Genomic DNA, 14,706 nt, shown 5'->3' with positions numbered 1-14,706 from the left:
TCCCCCCAGCGGCGATTACAACCAGCGCTTCTCGCGGGTGAAACAGACCGACAGCCAGGCGTCCCCCAGGGTATCGCCGAGGCGGGACCAGAGCTCCTGGCGCAGGGCATCCTGACGTTCGACGGGCCACTCCTGATCCGGCGCCACCAGAATGTTGAGTTCGAGATCGAAACGACGACCGCTTTTCGCCAGGTGGCTGTAGCACTCGACGCCATAGCGCTGGCGCAGAGCGTCCACCTCCCGGGCGACGCGCTGCGAGACATCCCCCCTTGGGGCGATTTTCAATACTTCCCGCAGGTTGCGACCGAGCACCTTGATGGGGATGAGGGTGGCGCACAGGGCCAAGAGAGAGACCAGTACCGGGTCTATGTAGCGGTTGTAGTGGCCGTAGCCGATGGCATCGAGGCCGATGGCCACCACGAAGCCGATGAGCAGGGTGGCGCTGAGCAGGGTATCCACCAGCCACTCCTTGGAGTCCACCCGCACCAGCTCGGAGTCGACCCGCTCGGCCACGTCGGCCTCGATGAGGTAGATGATGGCGCAGAAGAAGGTGGAGACGGCGGCATAGATGAGGGCGTGGCCGAGATCGATCTCCCGTCCTCCCTCAAGCAGGGTGGTGATGCCGCTGTAGAGGGCCCCGAGACAAAGCAGCAGAATGATGACGCCGTTGATGACGTTGGTGATGGGCTCGAAGTGGGCATAGCCGTACTGGAAGCGCTCATCGGAGGGGCGGGTAACGAGATAGGCAGTGACGAGTCCCAGGCCCGTCATCCCCATACTGAACAGGGTGAAGATGCCATCGAGCATGATGGCGTTGGAGCCGACGAAGAGGCCGTAACCGATGCCGAACAGCGCAAACGAGATGCAGCCGAACAGCGACAGGGTCAGGGCCTGTTTCTCTGTAGTGACCAGCGTACTGATAACATGGCTGTGGTGAGCCATAACAATCCTCCTTTCAAATGGTGAATATTTTGCCCGCGCAAGGGATTTTTGAGCTGATATACTGCCCGCTCACATGTGAGCGGGCTGGTCCGGAGTGCCCAGAGAGGCAGTGGGCCAGTCGTTGTCGCCGGAGTTCCGGCATCAAGCAAATAAAGGGAACAAGGATTCATGATCCCGAGACTCGATTACCAGGACAGTTTGTCAGCCACAACCCTGCAGTTCCTTGACTCATTGGGGCGCAGCGCATTCCGTGGCGATATCGAAAAGTCTTATGCAAGCCGGCTGGCGATGGCGACGGACAACAGCGTCTATCAGGTCGTACCTCAAGCGGTTCTCTATCCGCGCAGTGCGGATGACATAGCGGCGATGCTCAAGCTGGCCGGTGCACCGGAGTTTGCCACCCTGAGTTTCTTCCCTCGCGGCGGCGGCACCGGCACCAATGGCCAGTCATTGGGCGGCGGCATTATCGTCGATCTCTCGCGCCATATGAACCAGATCATGGAAATTAATCTGGAAGAGGGTTGGGTTCGGGCCCAGGCCGGGGTGGTAAAGGATCAGCTCAACGCCTATCTGAAACCCCACGGCTACTTCTTCTCGCCGGATCTCTCCACCTCCAACCGCGCCACCCTGGGCGGCATGGTCAACACCGATGCCTCGGGGCAGGGATCGCTCGTCTACGGCAAGACTTCGGATCACGTGTTGGGCCTCAAGGCCGTGCTGGAAAACGGCGACATCATGGCCACCGAGCCGCTGAGCGGCTCGCGTCTTGAAGCCAAGTTGGCCCTTGAGAATCGCGAGGGGGATATTTATCGCACCCTCTATCGTATCGGCCGCGAACGGCGCGCCGACATCGAGGCCACCTTCCCCAAGCTCAACCGCTTTTTGACCGGTTACGATATCAAGCACCTCTATCAGCCGGAGAGCGACACCCTGGACGTGAGCCGGGTGCTGTGCGGCTCTGAAGGTTCTCTTGGCTTTATTACCGAGGCCAAACTCAACATTACCCCCATTCCGCGCTATCGGACGCTCGTCAACGTCAAGTACGACAGTTTCCCCTCTGCGCTCAGAAATGCCCCCTTTATGGTGCAGGCGCAGGCCCTGTCGGTGGAGACGGTGGACTCCCGGGTGCTGGGGCTGGCCCGGGCCGACATCATCTGGCATTCGGTGAAGGAACTGATTCAGGATGTGCCCGGCAAGGATCTGCAGGGGCTCAACATCGTCGAGTTCGCCGATACCGACGAGACCGAGCACCAGGCCAAGGTGACCGAGCTGTGTCGCCGCATCGACGACCTGCTGGCTCAAGGGGAGGCGGGGATCATCGGCTATCAGGTGTGCGATCACCTGCCGAGCATCGAGACCATCTATGCCATGCGCAAAAAATCGGTGGGACTGCTCGGTAACGCCGAGGGGCGCAAGAAGCCGGTGGCCTTCACCGAAGACACTGCCGTGCCGCCGGAATCCCTGGCCGATTTCATCATGGAATTTCGCGCCCTGCTCGATGCCCACGGCCTCGACTACGGCATGTTCGGCCACGTGGATGCCGGTGTCTTGCACGTGCGTCCGGCGCTGGACTTGTGCGACCCGGAGCAGGAGGTATTGCTGCGGCGTATCTCAGATCAGGTGGTGGCGCTCACCGCCAAATATGGCGGCCTGATGTGGGGGGAGCATGGCAAGGGTTTTCGTTCCGAATACAGCCCCGCCTTCTTTGGCGAGCTGTGGAAGGAGCTGCAGCGGGTCAAGGGGGCCTTCGATCCCCAGAACCGCATCAACCCGGGCAAGATCTGCATGCCTTATGGCAGCGGCGCCGAGCTGGTGTCGGTGGACGGGCCCAAGCGTGGCAAGTTCGACCGCCAGATCCCGGTGGCGGTGCGGGAAAGTTACACCCGGGCCCTCGATTGCAACGGCAATGGCCTCTGCTTCACCTTCGAGACCGATTCCCCCATGTGCCCCTCGGTCAAGATCAGCCGCGACCGGCGCCACTCCCCCAAGGGGCGTGCCGGCCTGATGCGCGAATGGTTGCGCCAGCTGGCGGAGCAGGGGTTCGATCCGCTGGCCGAAGAAGTGGCACTGCAATCGGGCGGCGTGCGCTTCAAGCAGCTGGTGGACAAGGTGCGCAACAGCTGGGGCAAACACAGGGGGGAGTACGACTTTTCCCACGAGGTGATGGAGGCGATGGAGGGGTGCCTTGCGTGCAAGGCGTGCACCAGCCAGTGCCCCATCAAGGTGGATGTGCCCACCTTCCGCTCGCGCTTTATGCAGCTTTACCATGGACGATATTTGCGCAGTCCCAAGGACTATGTCATCGGTACGGTCGAGAGCTACACCCCCTGGCTTGCCAGGGCGCCCAAGCTGGTCAACTTCTTCTTGGAAAAGGAGTGGGTCCAGAAGGCGACCGAGAAGAGCATCGGCATGGTGGATGTGCCGCTGGTGAGCGTGCCGACCTTGGCCGACGAACTGCGGGACAACCGTGCCCGTTATTTCGACTTGCCCGGCCTAGAAGCCATGAGCGCCGAGCAGCGCCAGAAGGTGGTGCTGATCGTGCAGGATCCCTTCACCAGCTATTACGAAGCCCCCCTGGTGCGGGATCTGGTCAAGCTCTCCGGCAAGCTCGGCTACCAGCCCTATCTGCTGCCCTTCAAGCCCAACGGCAAGCCCCAGCACGTCAAGGGGTTCCTGCGCGGCTTTGCCCGTACCGCGGCCAGCAGCGCCCAGTTCCTCAACAAGGTGGCGGCCCTCGGCATTCCCATGGTGGGGGTGGATCCGGCCATGGTGCTCTGCTATCGCGACGAGTATGCCAAGGCCCTGGGGCCGGCACGCGGCGAGTTTCAGGTGATGCTGCCCCAGGAGTGGCTACTCTCGTTGCCGGCAGACAAGCTGCCTGCTGGCGGGGGGAATGCGGGTGAGGGGAGTGACGCCGAGCCCTGGTATCTGTTCGCCCACTGTACCGAGAAGACTGCCAAGCCCTCCACCCACGGTGACTGGAGTACCCTGTTCAAGCGCTTTGGCGCTACCCTGCAGCCGGTCTCGGTGGGCTGTTGCGGCATGGCAGGCACCTATGGCCACGACGCCAGACAGGTGGAGAACTCGAAAGGCATCTACGCCTTGAGCTGGGCCGAGCCGCTTGCTCGCCTGCCGCAAGGGCGCTGCCTTGCCACCGGTTATTCGTGCCGCAGCCAGGTCAAGCGGATGGAGGGCGAGAAGCTCAGGCATCCGCTGCAGGCTTTGCTGGAACTGCTCTGATGCTGCGTTTTCCCAAACGGTTTCGGGTCCCCAAAGCCTACCGGACGCCCCGGTTCCTGCTGCTGCCCGCGACCCTGGGTCAGGCGGCGGTGGAGTTCGTCGCCATCTTGCGCGAGCGGGAGCAGCTCCATCAGCTGTTTCGGCCAAATGATGCCTGGCCCTCGGCCAACTTCAGCCTGAGCCAGCACGAAGGTGACCTGGAGTGGCAACAGTCGGAGTTTCTGGCCAAGCGCTCCTTTGCCTATGGCCTCTGGAGCCCGGACCGGGAGCCCGAGTTCTGGGGCGGGGTCTACCTCTATCCCTCGGTGCTGCCGGAGGTGGAGGTGGAGCTCTTTTTCTGGAAAGTGGCCGAGGCGCCCCTGAGCGATGCCGAACTGGAGGCCGAGCTACGCGACTGGTTGGCGCAGGTGTGGCGCTGGCAGCATCCCCGCCTGCCGGGGCGGGAGATACCCTGGTCCGAGTGGCCCGGCGTCACCTATCCCTGGTGAGCGAGGCGTTTTTTCTGTTTTGTTGCCCCGGATCATTTGGTTCGGGGCGTTTTTCTTCGCTGCAATGAATCACAAGGAGTCCTGTTCTCATGAGTCAAGAGACGACCCCCATCTGGCGTAAATCCATGAGCCTTGAGGGGCTCAATGCCACCTCCCGCAATACCCTGATGGCCCACCTCGATATCGTCTACACGGACTTTGGCCCCGACTGGCTGGAGGCCACCATGCCGGTGGATCACCGCACCCATCAGCCCCTTGGCATGCTGCACGGCGGCGCCTCCGTGGTGTTGGCGGAGACGCTGGGATCCCTGGCTGCCAATATGGCGGTGGGGCCAGACAGCTGTTGCGTGGGACTGGAGGTGAACGCCAATCATCTGCGCGCCAAGCGGGAAGGGGTGGTGACAGGGCGCTGCTCGCCGCTGCATCTGGGGGCGACGACCCAGGTGTGGCAGATTGAAATTCGGGATGAACGGGGACGTTTGCTGTGCACCAGCCGGCTCACCATGGCGGTGCTCAAGCACAAGCGGAGCAAGGACTCCGGCGAAGCGTGATCTGCAATAACGCACCATGAGTGCAAAATAAGCAAGCCATACTCGTCAGATCCCTCTATAATTGCCAACGTCTTGAGAGGCTTATCACATTTTTCAAGACAGCAGAACAAAGTGGCGCTATAATCGCCGCCTTTTTGCTATTCCGCGGTGTTAGCCGCCTGCCTTAATCTGGAAGAATCTATGTCTGATACCGAACAACTGCCCCTTTTTAGTGAGCTTGGACTGGCCGCGCCTGTATTGAAAGCGCTCCAGGACGTGGGCTACGAGCGCCCGTCTCCCATCCAGGCCGCAGCAATTCCCCACCTGATGGCTGGGCACGATCTGCTGGGGCAGGCACAAACCGGTACAGGGAAGACCGCTGCTTTTGCCTTGCCTCTGTTGTCACGTCTGGAAGCCGGTAACCGCAACACCCAGATCCTGGTGCTGGCGCCGACTCGTGAACTGGCCCTGCAGGTAGCCGAAGCGTGCCAACGCTACGCTCACCACATGCCGGACTTCCATGTGCTGCCCATCTACGGTGGTTCCTCTTACGAAACCCAGACCCGCGCCCTGCGTCGCGGTGCCCAGGTTGTCGTGGGTACCCCGGGCCGCGTAATGGATCTGATCCGTCGCAAGAACCTGGATCTCTCCGGCCTGAAAGCTCTGGTGCTGGACGAAGCCGATGAAATGCTGCGCATGGGCTTTATCGACGACGTGGACTGGATCATGGATCAGTGCCCGGCCGGTCGTCAGGTTGCCCTCTTCTCCGCCACCATGCCGGAGCAGATCCGTCGTGTGGCTCAGAAGCACCTGAAGCAGCCCAAAGAGATCAAGATCGCGTCCAAGACTGCCACCGCGACCACCATTCGCCAGCGCTACTGGCAGGTGACCGGTCTGCACAAGCTGGACGCCATGACCCGTCTGCTGGAAGTCGAATCCTACGAAGCCCTGCTGGTGTTCGTGCGTACCAAGAATGCCGCTGAAGAGCTGGCGAGCAAGCTGGCCGCCCGCGGTCACGCCTGTGAAGCCCTGCACGGCGACATCCCGCAGAAGCTGCGTGAGCGTACCGTCGACAAGCTGCGCCAGGGCCAGCTGGACATCCTGATCGCCACCGACGTGGTCGCCCGCGGTCTGGACGTCGAGCGCATCACCCACGTGGTGAACTACGACATTCCGTACGACACCGAATCCTACGTACACCGTATCGGTCGTACCGGTCGTGCCGGTCGTAAAGGCGAAGCCATCCTGTTCGTGGCTCCGCGCGAGCGCCGCATGCTGCGCGCCATCGAGCACGCTACCCGTCAGGCCATCGAGCCGATGAAGATGCCGAGCACCGAGGACATCAACCAGCACCGTCTGGCCAAGTTCAAGGAGCGCATCCGCGAAACCATGATGGGTGAAGAGCTCGAGATCTACCACAACCTGGTGAACGAGCTGATCGAAGAAGATTCTGCCGATCCGCTGGAGCTGGCTGCGGCCCTGGCCAAGCTGGTACAGGGTGATCAGCCGCTGCTGCTGGATGAATCCGTGCCGGATCCGCTGTTCAGCAACAACGATCGCGGTGGTTTCGACCGTCGTGACGGTGGCCGTGACTTCGGTGGCCGCGATTTCCACGACCGTGGTGATCGTCCTGCCCGTCGTATGCCGTCTCTCGAGCCGCGTCCGCTCAAAGACAACCCGGACGTGGAGATGGAGCGCTATCGCGTTGACGTGGGTGCCCACCACGGCGTCAAGCCGGGCCAGATCGTTGGTGCCATCGCCAACGAAGCGAACATCGAGAGCCGCTTCATCGGCAACATCGATATCGCCGATGACTTCTCCACCGTCGATCTGCCCAAGGGCATGAGCGCCGAGGTGCTGGAAGTGATCAAGAAGGCCCGTGTCTGCCAGCGTCCGCTGCAGATTACCCGCTACACCGAAGTGCCTGCCGGCGGCAACACCGGTGGCCGTCCGCCGCGCGGTGATCGTCCGTTCCGTGGCGACCGTCCTTTCAACAAGGATCGCCGCCCGCAGGGTGACCGCCCGTTCAACAAAGACCGTCGCGAAGGCGGCTTTGACAAGCGCAAGTTCGGTGGCAAACGCCGCGACAGCTGATCCCTGAATTGACCATCAAAAAGGCCGCTCATCGAGCGGCCTTTTTTTATCCGTTTGCAATGGCGGGGTTGCCCAGTTGCAAGGGGACGAAGTCGCCGCGATCCAGGATCCGCAAACAGGCATCGACCACCTCGGCATCGAGCTGGGTGCCGCGCATCTGGATGATCTGTTCTCTGGCCTGGGGGATGCCGAGAGAGGCACGATAGGGGCGATCCGAGGACATGGACTCCACTATGTCGGCGACCGTGAGGATGCGTGCCTCCAGCAGGATCTCGTTGCCCTTGAGCCCCTGCGGGTAGCCGGAACCGTCGAGGTACTCGTGGTGCTGGTGGATCATCCGGGCGATGGGCCAGGGAAAGGCGATGTCCTTGAGCACCTGATAGCCGATCGCCGGGTGTTCCTTGACCAGCTCGAACTCAAGCTGGGTGAGGCGGCCCGGTTTGGTGAGGATCTCGGCGGGGACCTGGATCTTGCCGATGTCGTGCACCATGGCCCCCAGATAGATGCCGCGCAGCTGCTTCTCTTCCAGCTTCAGCTCCCGGCCGATGGCGTGGGCCAGCTTGGCCACATGTTTCTGGTGGCCGGCGGTGTAGGGATCCCGCTGCTCCAGCACGGCGGCGATGGCGCCCAGGGCATCTTCCAGTGCCAGCTCCAGCTGGCGGGCGTGCAATATCTTTTCCTGCTGGGAGCTCTGGTAGGCCTGCTGGGTATGGCGGGCCTGCAGACCATAGGCGAGATAGTCGGTCAGCTGGATGAAGAGCTCCTCTTCTTCCCGGCTAAAAAGCCTGGCCTGATCACTGTGGATGACCAGGGCGCCGGCCAAATCCTGCTGCAAGAGCAGCGGTACCAGCAGGCGAGCACGCAGGAGGGCGGGCTCGTTGTCGGGCAGGCGCTGGTTGAGGTGCCGCTGCTCACGGATTGCCAGCTCCAGAGGCTTATCCTGCAGCCAGAGCGATTGTTCCAGTGTCTCGGCATAACCGGCACGGGCCAGCACGAGAGGGGGCTGACCCTGGGTCGGCGCGGCTTGCAACACGGCCACCAGCGGGAAGCGGCCATCGAAGGTGATGGCGTCGCAGAGATCCTGCAGCAACAGATGCGTATCTCCCGGCTTGAGCAGGGCGTGGTGGGCACGGCTGATGGCCTGCTGGGTCCAGCTGAGCTGCTGCAGCTTCAGTTGCTGCTCTTTTTGCTCGGTAATGTCTTCAAAGAAAACCCCGACGCCGACCACGGTTCCCTCGTCATCATAGAGGGGAAACTTGGTGGTACTGAGCCAGCGGGACTCGCCGCCCTTGAGGTAGGGCTCTTCGGCGTGATGATTGACCTGCTGGGTCATGACCCGGATGTCATTCTCCCGATAGCGCTGCACCAGCTCCGGCGGGAAGAAGTCCTCGTCGTGCTTGCCGGTGATCTGCTCGACCGGCAGGCCGAGATCACTGGCCAGCAGGCGGTTGCAGACCAGATAGGTGAAATGGATATCCTTGAGCAGGATCCGGTATGGCAGCTGATCCATCAACTGGATCAGCAGCTTGACGGAACCCGGGGCCTGCAGTGCGGCCAGGGCCGGCGTTGGGATCAGGATGTCGCTCATACTATCCTGCCTTGTCCATCTGTGGGGTGAAGCCATAGCCGGATTGCCAGAGCGAGAGGCAGACATTGACCACGCTCTCGTCGTAATGGATACCGGCATAACGGGTGAGCTCGGCAAAGGCATCACTCAGTGGCATGGCGCGCCGAAACGGGCGATGGGCTGTCATGGCCATCAGGGAGTCGGCTACCCGGATGATCCTGGCCTCGAGGCAGATGGCGCTCTCCGTGAGCCCGTTGGGGTAGCCGCTGCCGTCCAGATTCTCGTGATGCTGCAACACTATGGTGGCGATCGGCCAGGGAAAGTCGATTTGCTTGAGGATCTCGTACCCGGCCTGGGGATGCTGCTTGATGAGGGCGAACTCCACGGGTCTGAGTTCACGGGGACGGGTGATAAGCTCGCTTGGTATCTGCAGCAGGCCGATGTTGTGCACCATGGCCGCGAGTCCCAGTCCGTCGAGCCTGTCCTGTGAAAGCTGCATTGCCTGGCCGATGGCCAGCGCCAGGTCGTGCACCCTGAGCTCGTGCCCCGCACTGTTGCGCTCCTTGTGGGTGATGGCGCTGGAGAGGGCGGAAATGGTCTGAAACAGCAGGTCGCGCTGGTGCTGTTCGCTCTCCTTGAGAAGGGTTATGTCCACCAGGGCCCCTATCATGCCAGCGATCGTCCCCTGATGGTCATAGAAGAGATCCTTGAAGCAGATCATTTCATAGTAGCGGCCGTGAACATTGGGCAACTTCAGCTCGATGCGCTGGGGCTGGCGGTTTCGCAGCAGCTCGGCATCCTTGGCGAGGTAGGCTCTGGTCAGGTTTTTGGGCAGCAGATCCTCGGCCCGCTGACCCAGCAGGTCGCTCTTGCTGATGCCGCTCAGCTGGCTGAAGGCCGGGTTGCAGCCAAGAAAGTGCCCTTCGACATCCTGATAGAAGACCGGGATGGGGATCGCCTTGAGCAGGGATTGATTGAAGTGCTGAAGATCCTGCAGCTCGGCCTGCTGGCGCAGGGCGAGCTGTTCGCTGTCCTTGCACAGCCGGATGGCGCGCGCTAGGTTGCCGAGCACGGGGTTGAACAGCTGGCACATGGCGTGGGCGGGTTCTTGCTGCAACGAGAGCAGCAGGATGAGATATCCCCCCTCCACCTTGAGGCGATAAACATGATGGTAAACGCGCCGGCCAGGCAGCGGGAGCGGATGCGGCAGGATGCATTCGTCTCCCTCGTCTAGCCATGAGGGCAGCGGCAAGGAACTGCCGCACTGCCGGTTAAGGGCATCATCGCCGATCACCTTGAGCAGCCGGTAACCCGCCTCATCATGCTCCAGCACCATGCCGACCGGGGTACCACAGTGGTACATGAAGCGCTGCAGCACCTTGGTGAGCAGGGCATCCAGCGTCACTTCGCGACCGATGCAGAGCGCCAGATCGCAGACGATGGCCATGGCATGATCCTTGTTCATAGCCGCACCCCGTTGCACAGAATGGCGCCGTTATGGAACTGGGGATAATCCCCGCGGCGCACGTTGCCAATCTCGCCAAGGGAGAGGGCTCCGGCCAGCTCGCCAGCCCCCGAGGCGCTTAGCAGGGTCGCCAGCTCAGCGGCGCTCTGCTCCCCGAAGTGAAGCTGCCTTCCCGCGCAGTAGTAGACCTCCAGCAGGTGCACCGGTGTCAGATTTTGCTGACGGGCGAGGCGAGTGGCCAGTGCGGTGGCATGTTCGCTCGTGCTCTCTGGCGCTCTTAGCAGGGTCAGTATGCTGTGATCCGGTACCTCGCCGGTGCAGAGCAGTGCCCCCTCCTGCGTTACCCCCACCGGGATCCTGACGATCACATCGTCATTGGCCCTGAGCAGGCCAAGGGGCATGTGCACGGCAAACTGATAGAGCTCTTCAGGCTGCAGGGTGTGCTGAAAATGCTGTTCGATGAGGCTCTGGTACTTGCCAAAGGCAGGTTGCCAGTCGATGAAGGCCACCTTGTTGTTTTCGCTGCTGGTGGCCAGCATGGGCTGGGCCGAAAGCTGGTAACCATGCTCGAGAAAGGGAAAGCTGTCACAGGGCAGCAGGGCGCAGGTGACCCCGCCTGCGATCTGGTTGTGGTTGTCAAACAGGCAGGGGATGGATTGAAACTGGCCACTGCCGGCATTGACCCCCGCATAGTTGACCCGGTTGGCGAGACGCAGGTAGAGCGCCTCCAGGGCCGAGGCGATGTTGGGGATCATGCAATCGAAGGTGAGAAACAGGGTTGGCGGCGTGGCGGCGGACCAGGTGGCCAGCATGGCTTCCACCGCTTCTGTTATCCCTTGGGCTATCTGTTCGGCATCGGCCCGGGGGGCAAGGGGAACCAGAGCGCAGTGATAAGGCTGTGGACGGGGCAGCAGCCAGGCGCCCCGGGAGAGCAAGCCCTGCCGGCCGAGCAGCTGGGGAAAGATGGCGCCATCCAGGGTAATGCTGAAGCGATTGCATAGCGCCTGCAGGAGAGGGACCTGCTCCCGATCCTGTTCGGCCAGCAAGAGGGTGAGCGTCGTGCCCTGATAGGAGGCCAGTAGCGCGGTCAGTGCTGTCGGGCTGAATTGATCAACATACTGTTGCTTCATCATCTGAACTCCATTCCAGACACTTATAACCATATCAATAGCAGAACCGGCAGGTGATATCTATCTCATTAATATCAGTAGAAAAAATGACAGGAATAAGAAAGCGGCAGGGCAGTTGCCTGGCATAAACAGGCAAGGTCGTGCGAAGCGGAACACGTTGCGGGAAGAGAAAACCGGCAGCTCGGGCTGCCGGTTTGAGGGGGAAGGATTACTGCAACACCACCTGCTGAAAGCCCTGCACCAGGCTGATGACCGGCTGGGGATAGAGCCCCAGCAGCAGTACCAGAACGGCGGAGAGCAAGACCACCACGCCGCCGGAGGAGAGTGCCCAGTCGGCGCTGGCATCGCGTTGCTGCATACCGGGTTCGCGCAGATAGAGGGTCACCATCACCTTGAGGTAGTAAAAAAGCCCCAGGGCGCTGCCGAGCACTATGGCGCCGGAGAGCCACCAGAGCCGGGCCTCCACCGTGACGCCGATGAGGTAGAACTTGCCGATGAAGCCGAGGGTCATGGGGATGCCTGCCAGAGAGAGCATCATCACGGTCAGCACCGCGGTCAGGTAGGGGCGATGCCAGAACAGGCCACGATAGCTGTGCAGGGAGTCCGCATCCTTGCCGCGATAGGGACTGGACATCATGCTCACCACCCCGAAGGCCCCCAGGCTGGTGAACAGATACATCAGCAGATAGACGCCGGCGGCCTCCACTGGCATCTGGCCGAAACGGCTCGCGACGATCACCGCCAGCAGATAGCCGAAGTGGGAGATGGAGGAGTAACCCAGCATCCGCTTCAGGTTGGTCTGCACCAACGCCAGCAGGTTGCCGATGAGGATGGAGATGACCGCCATGGCCGCCAGCAGCCAGTGGATCATGGGGTCGGCCGCTGCCGGCACCGCCAGATAGAAACGCAGCAGTACGGCAAACACCGCTACCTTGCTCACGGTAGCCAGGAAGGTGGCGACCGGGGCCGGTGCCCCTTCATAGACATCCGGGGTCCAGAGGTGGAAGGGGGCCAGGGAGAGCTTGAACGCAAAGCCCACCAGCATCAGGCCAAGGCCGCCCATCAGCAGGGGATGGTGCGCCGGGCTCTGGGCCAGGGTCAGGCCGAGATCGCTAAAGCTCAGGCTACCCGCCTGGGCGTAGAGCAGCGCCATGCCAAACAGCAGGAAGGCGGTGGCGGCGGCGGAGAGCACCATGTACTTGATGCTGGCCTCGAGCGAATGGCGCTCGCGATAGGCGTAGCCCACCAGCCCGAACATTGGCAGGGTCAGCATCTCGATCCCGATGAAGAGCGATGCCAGATGGCGGGAGCAGGCCAGCACCAGGCCACCGGCGGTGGCGATGAGCAACAGCAGGAAGAACTCCTCCCGGTTGTCCGGATAGGCTTTCAGCCAGGATTGGCCGAAGGTGCAGGTGGCCAGGGCACCGACCAGCACCAGCCCCATGTAGAAGACGGCGTAGCTGTCTACCTGCAGTAGCGGGGTGACCCCCTGATCGCCCTGCGCCATCACGATGGGTAGCGAAAAAAGCGCCAGGTTGAGGCCGACGATGGTGACCGTATAAGCGGTGGTGATGCAGCGGCGCCAGGCGATGGCCAGCATCAGGGCCGCCATGGCCCCGGTTGTCAGCAGCAGGGGCAGCAGGGCCAGCAGTTGGGAAGCGGTGAACGTCATTGCAGGGCTCCTGCGGTCGGCAGCAGATACCAGTGCAGCACGTTGATAAGGCTGCTGCTGGCGGTATCGAGCACGGGTTGGGGATAGAGGCCAAGCAGTACCAGGAGGCCTGCGATGGTGAGCATCATGGTCAGCTCGCGGCTATCGAGTCCCTTGAGCACGCCCTCGTTCCTGGCCGGGCCGAAGCAGGCGCGCTGCAGCATGATGAGGGAGTAGACCGAAGCCAGCACCAGGCCGAAGGTGGCCACGGCAGTGATGACGGGGGCGACCTGGAAGCTGCCGATAAGAATGAGGAACTCGCCGACGAAGTTGCCGGTGCCCGGCATGCCGAGCGAGGCCACCGAGAAGAACAGCATGACGCCGGGCAGGTAGCGCAGCCGTCCCCACAGACCGCCCATCTGGCGCAGATCCCTAGTGTGCAGCCGCTCGTAGAGCTGACCGCACAGAATGAAGAGGCCGGCGGCGGAGAGGCCGTGGGCGATCATCTGTACCACGGCTCCCTGCAGAGCCAACTCGCTGCCTGAATAGATGGCGATCATCACGAAGCCCATGTGGGAGATGCTGGTGTAGGCCACCAGTCGCTTGATGTCGGTCTGGGCGAATGCCACCACGGCGCCGTAAATGATGCCGACAAGGCCCAGCACCATGGCGTAGGGGGCAAACTCGACCGAGGCCTCGGGGAACAGGGGCAGGGCGAAGCGCAGCAGGCCGTAGGCGGCAGTTTTCAGCAGGATCCCCGCGAGATCCACGGAACCCGCGGTCGGCGCCTGGCTGTGGGCATCCGGCAACCAGCCGTGCAGCGGCACCAGCGGCATCTTGACCGCGAAGGCGATGAAAAAGCCCAGCATCAGCAGCCACTGGACGCTGTTGCTCATCGGGGTATTGAGCAACTCCAGATAGTTGAAGGTGAAGACGCCGGTGGCGTGCTGGTGGGTCAGTACCAGACCTATGATGGCCACCAGCATGATGAGGCCGCTCGCCTGGGTGTAGATGAAGAACTTGGTGGCGGCGTTGATCCGCGACTTGCCGTCGGTGACCGAGTGACCCCAGAGCGCGATCAGGAAGTACATGGGGACCAGCATCATCTCCCAGAAGAAGAAGAAGAGGAACAGATCCAGCGCCATGAAGACCCCGAGCACCCCCCCCAGGATCCAGAGCAGGTTGAGGTGAAAGAAGCCGACCCGCTGCACTATCTCCTTCCAGGAGCAGAGGATGGCCAGCACCCCGATAAAACAGGTGAGCATCACCATCAGCAGCGACAGGCCGTCCACCGCCAGGTGCAGCGAGATGCCGAAGCGGGGGATCCAGGGCAGGCGCCACTCGGCGGCCCAGGCGGGGGCGAGAGTGGTGCCGCTGTCGAGCGCCGTGGTGGCGAGGGAGAAATCCCCTCCGAGCCAGATGGCGCAGGCGAGCAGCAGGCTGGCACCCATGGAGAGCAAGGCCACCCAGCGGACGAACTGCTCGCCGAGGCGCTCCATCTGCCAGCAGATCACGCCGCCGATAAAGGGAATTAACAAGATCCAGAGTAAGGTCACGGTATCAGCTCTCGTTCAAGTTCATATGAGGTTGCGTCCCCCG

10 protein-coding genes are annotated in these 14,706 nt (G+C 62.1%); 4 read left to right on the top strand and 6 right to left on the bottom strand.

Translation table 11 applies throughout. From position 1 onward, the window contains the following. Positions 1-15: 15 nt before the first annotated feature. Positions 16-942: a cation diffusion facilitator family transporter gene (locus tag MRK42_RS12265; RefSeq protein ID WP_026456425.1), complete on the bottom strand. Its 927-nt coding sequence runs from the start codon at positions 940-942 to the stop codon at positions 16-18. 168 nt (positions 943-1,110) lie between these two features. Here MRK42_RS12265 and MRK42_RS12260 point away from each other — a divergent pair, with 168 nt between their 5' ends. From MRK42_RS12260 to MRK42_RS12245, 4 genes are all read left to right on the top strand, one after another. Next, positions 1,111-4,182, top strand: coding sequence for an FAD-binding and (Fe-S)-binding domain-containing protein (locus tag MRK42_RS12260; protein WP_338610171.1), 3,072 nt, complete (start codon positions 1,111-1,113; stop codon positions 4,180-4,182). After that, positions 4,182-4,670 carry a hypothetical protein gene (locus MRK42_RS12255; RefSeq protein WP_026457003.1) on the top strand — a complete coding sequence of 163 codons (489 nt, stop codon included), beginning with the start codon at positions 4,182-4,184 and terminating at the stop codon, positions 4,668-4,670. Before MRK42_RS12260 ends, MRK42_RS12255 begins: the two co-directional genes overlap by 1 nt. 89 nt (positions 4,671-4,759) lie before the next feature. Next, positions 4,760-5,221 carry a hotdog fold thioesterase gene (locus tag MRK42_RS12250; protein WP_338610168.1) on the top strand — a complete coding sequence of 154 codons (462 nt, stop codon included), beginning with the start codon at positions 4,760-4,762 and terminating at the stop codon, positions 5,219-5,221. A 180-nt stretch (positions 5,222-5,401) separates the two neighbouring features. Continuing rightward, complete coding sequence (locus MRK42_RS12245; RefSeq protein ID WP_216992527.1) at positions 5,402-7,294, top strand: DEAD/DEAH box helicase; 1,893 nt, start codon at positions 5,402-5,404, stop codon at positions 7,292-7,294. 46 nt (positions 7,295-7,340) lie between these two features. On the opposite strand, the gene MRK42_RS12240 is transcribed toward MRK42_RS12245, so the two are convergent. From MRK42_RS12240 to nuoM, 5 genes are all read right to left on the bottom strand, one after another. Next, positions 7,341-8,882 (bottom strand): HD domain-containing phosphohydrolase, encoded by a 1,542-nt coding sequence (locus MRK42_RS12240; protein ID WP_338610165.1) that lies wholly within the window; start codon positions 8,880-8,882, stop codon positions 7,341-7,343. A 1-nt stretch (position 8,883) separates the two neighbouring features. Continuing rightward, complete coding sequence (locus tag MRK42_RS12235; RefSeq protein WP_338610163.1) at positions 8,884-10,326, bottom strand: HD domain-containing phosphohydrolase; 1,443 nt, start codon at positions 10,324-10,326, stop codon at positions 8,884-8,886. Then, positions 10,323-11,456 carry an FIST C-terminal domain-containing protein gene (locus tag MRK42_RS12230; RefSeq protein ID WP_338612479.1) on the bottom strand — a complete coding sequence of 378 codons (1,134 nt, stop codon included), beginning with the start codon at positions 11,454-11,456 and terminating at the stop codon, positions 10,323-10,325. The genes MRK42_RS12235 and MRK42_RS12230 overlap by 4 nt, the downstream gene beginning before the upstream one ends. Before the next feature lie 208 nt (positions 11,457-11,664). After that, positions 11,665-13,128 carry an NADH-quinone oxidoreductase subunit NuoN gene (gene nuoN, locus MRK42_RS12225; protein ID WP_216992524.1) on the bottom strand — a complete coding sequence of 488 codons (1,464 nt, stop codon included), beginning with the start codon at positions 13,126-13,128 and terminating at the stop codon, positions 11,665-11,667. Then, positions 13,125-14,663, bottom strand: coding sequence for an NADH-quinone oxidoreductase subunit M (nuoM, locus tag MRK42_RS12220; protein ID WP_338610161.1), 1,539 nt, complete (start codon positions 14,661-14,663; stop codon positions 13,125-13,127). The genes nuoN and nuoM overlap by 4 nt, the downstream gene beginning before the upstream one ends. Positions 14,664-14,706: the final 43 nt, after the last annotated feature.

Origin of the sequence: Aeromonas sp. 19NY04SH05-1 (genome assembly GCF_040581895.1) — a bacterium.
Taxonomy (GTDB): domain Bacteria; phylum Pseudomonadota; class Gammaproteobacteria; order Enterobacterales; family Aeromonadaceae; genus Aeromonas; species Aeromonas enteropelogenes.
This window is presented reverse-complemented; position numbering and strand designations above follow the sequence as displayed.

Coding starts and splice junctions, on each gene's coding strand:
- MRK42_RS12230 (WP_338612479.1), bottom strand. CDS start 11,456: ATGAAGCAACAGTATGTTGATCAATTCAGCCCGACAGCACTGACCGCG.
- nuoN (WP_216992524.1), bottom strand. CDS start 13,128: ATGACGTTCACCGCTTCCCAACTGCTGGCCCTGCTGCCCCTGCTGCTG.
- MRK42_RS12240 (WP_338610165.1), bottom strand. CDS start 8,882: ATGAGCGACATCCTGATCCCAACGCCGGCCCTGGCCGCACTGCAGGCC.
- MRK42_RS12260 (WP_338610171.1), top strand. CDS start 1,111: ATGATCCCGAGACTCGATTACCAGGACAGTTTGTCAGCCACAACCCTG.
- MRK42_RS12245 (WP_216992527.1), top strand. CDS start 5,402: ATGTCTGATACCGAACAACTGCCCCTTTTTAGTGAGCTTGGACTGGCC.
- MRK42_RS12235 (WP_338610163.1), bottom strand. CDS start 10,326: ATGAACAAGGATCATGCCATGGCCATCGTCTGCGATCTGGCGCTCTGC.
- MRK42_RS12255 (WP_026457003.1), top strand. CDS start 4,182: ATGCTGCGTTTTCCCAAACGGTTTCGGGTCCCCAAAGCCTACCGGACG.
- MRK42_RS12265 (WP_026456425.1), bottom strand. CDS start 942: ATGGCTCACCACAGCCATGTTATCAGTACGCTGGTCACTACAGAGAAA.
- MRK42_RS12250 (WP_338610168.1), top strand. CDS start 4,760: ATGAGTCAAGAGACGACCCCCATCTGGCGTAAATCCATGAGCCTTGAG.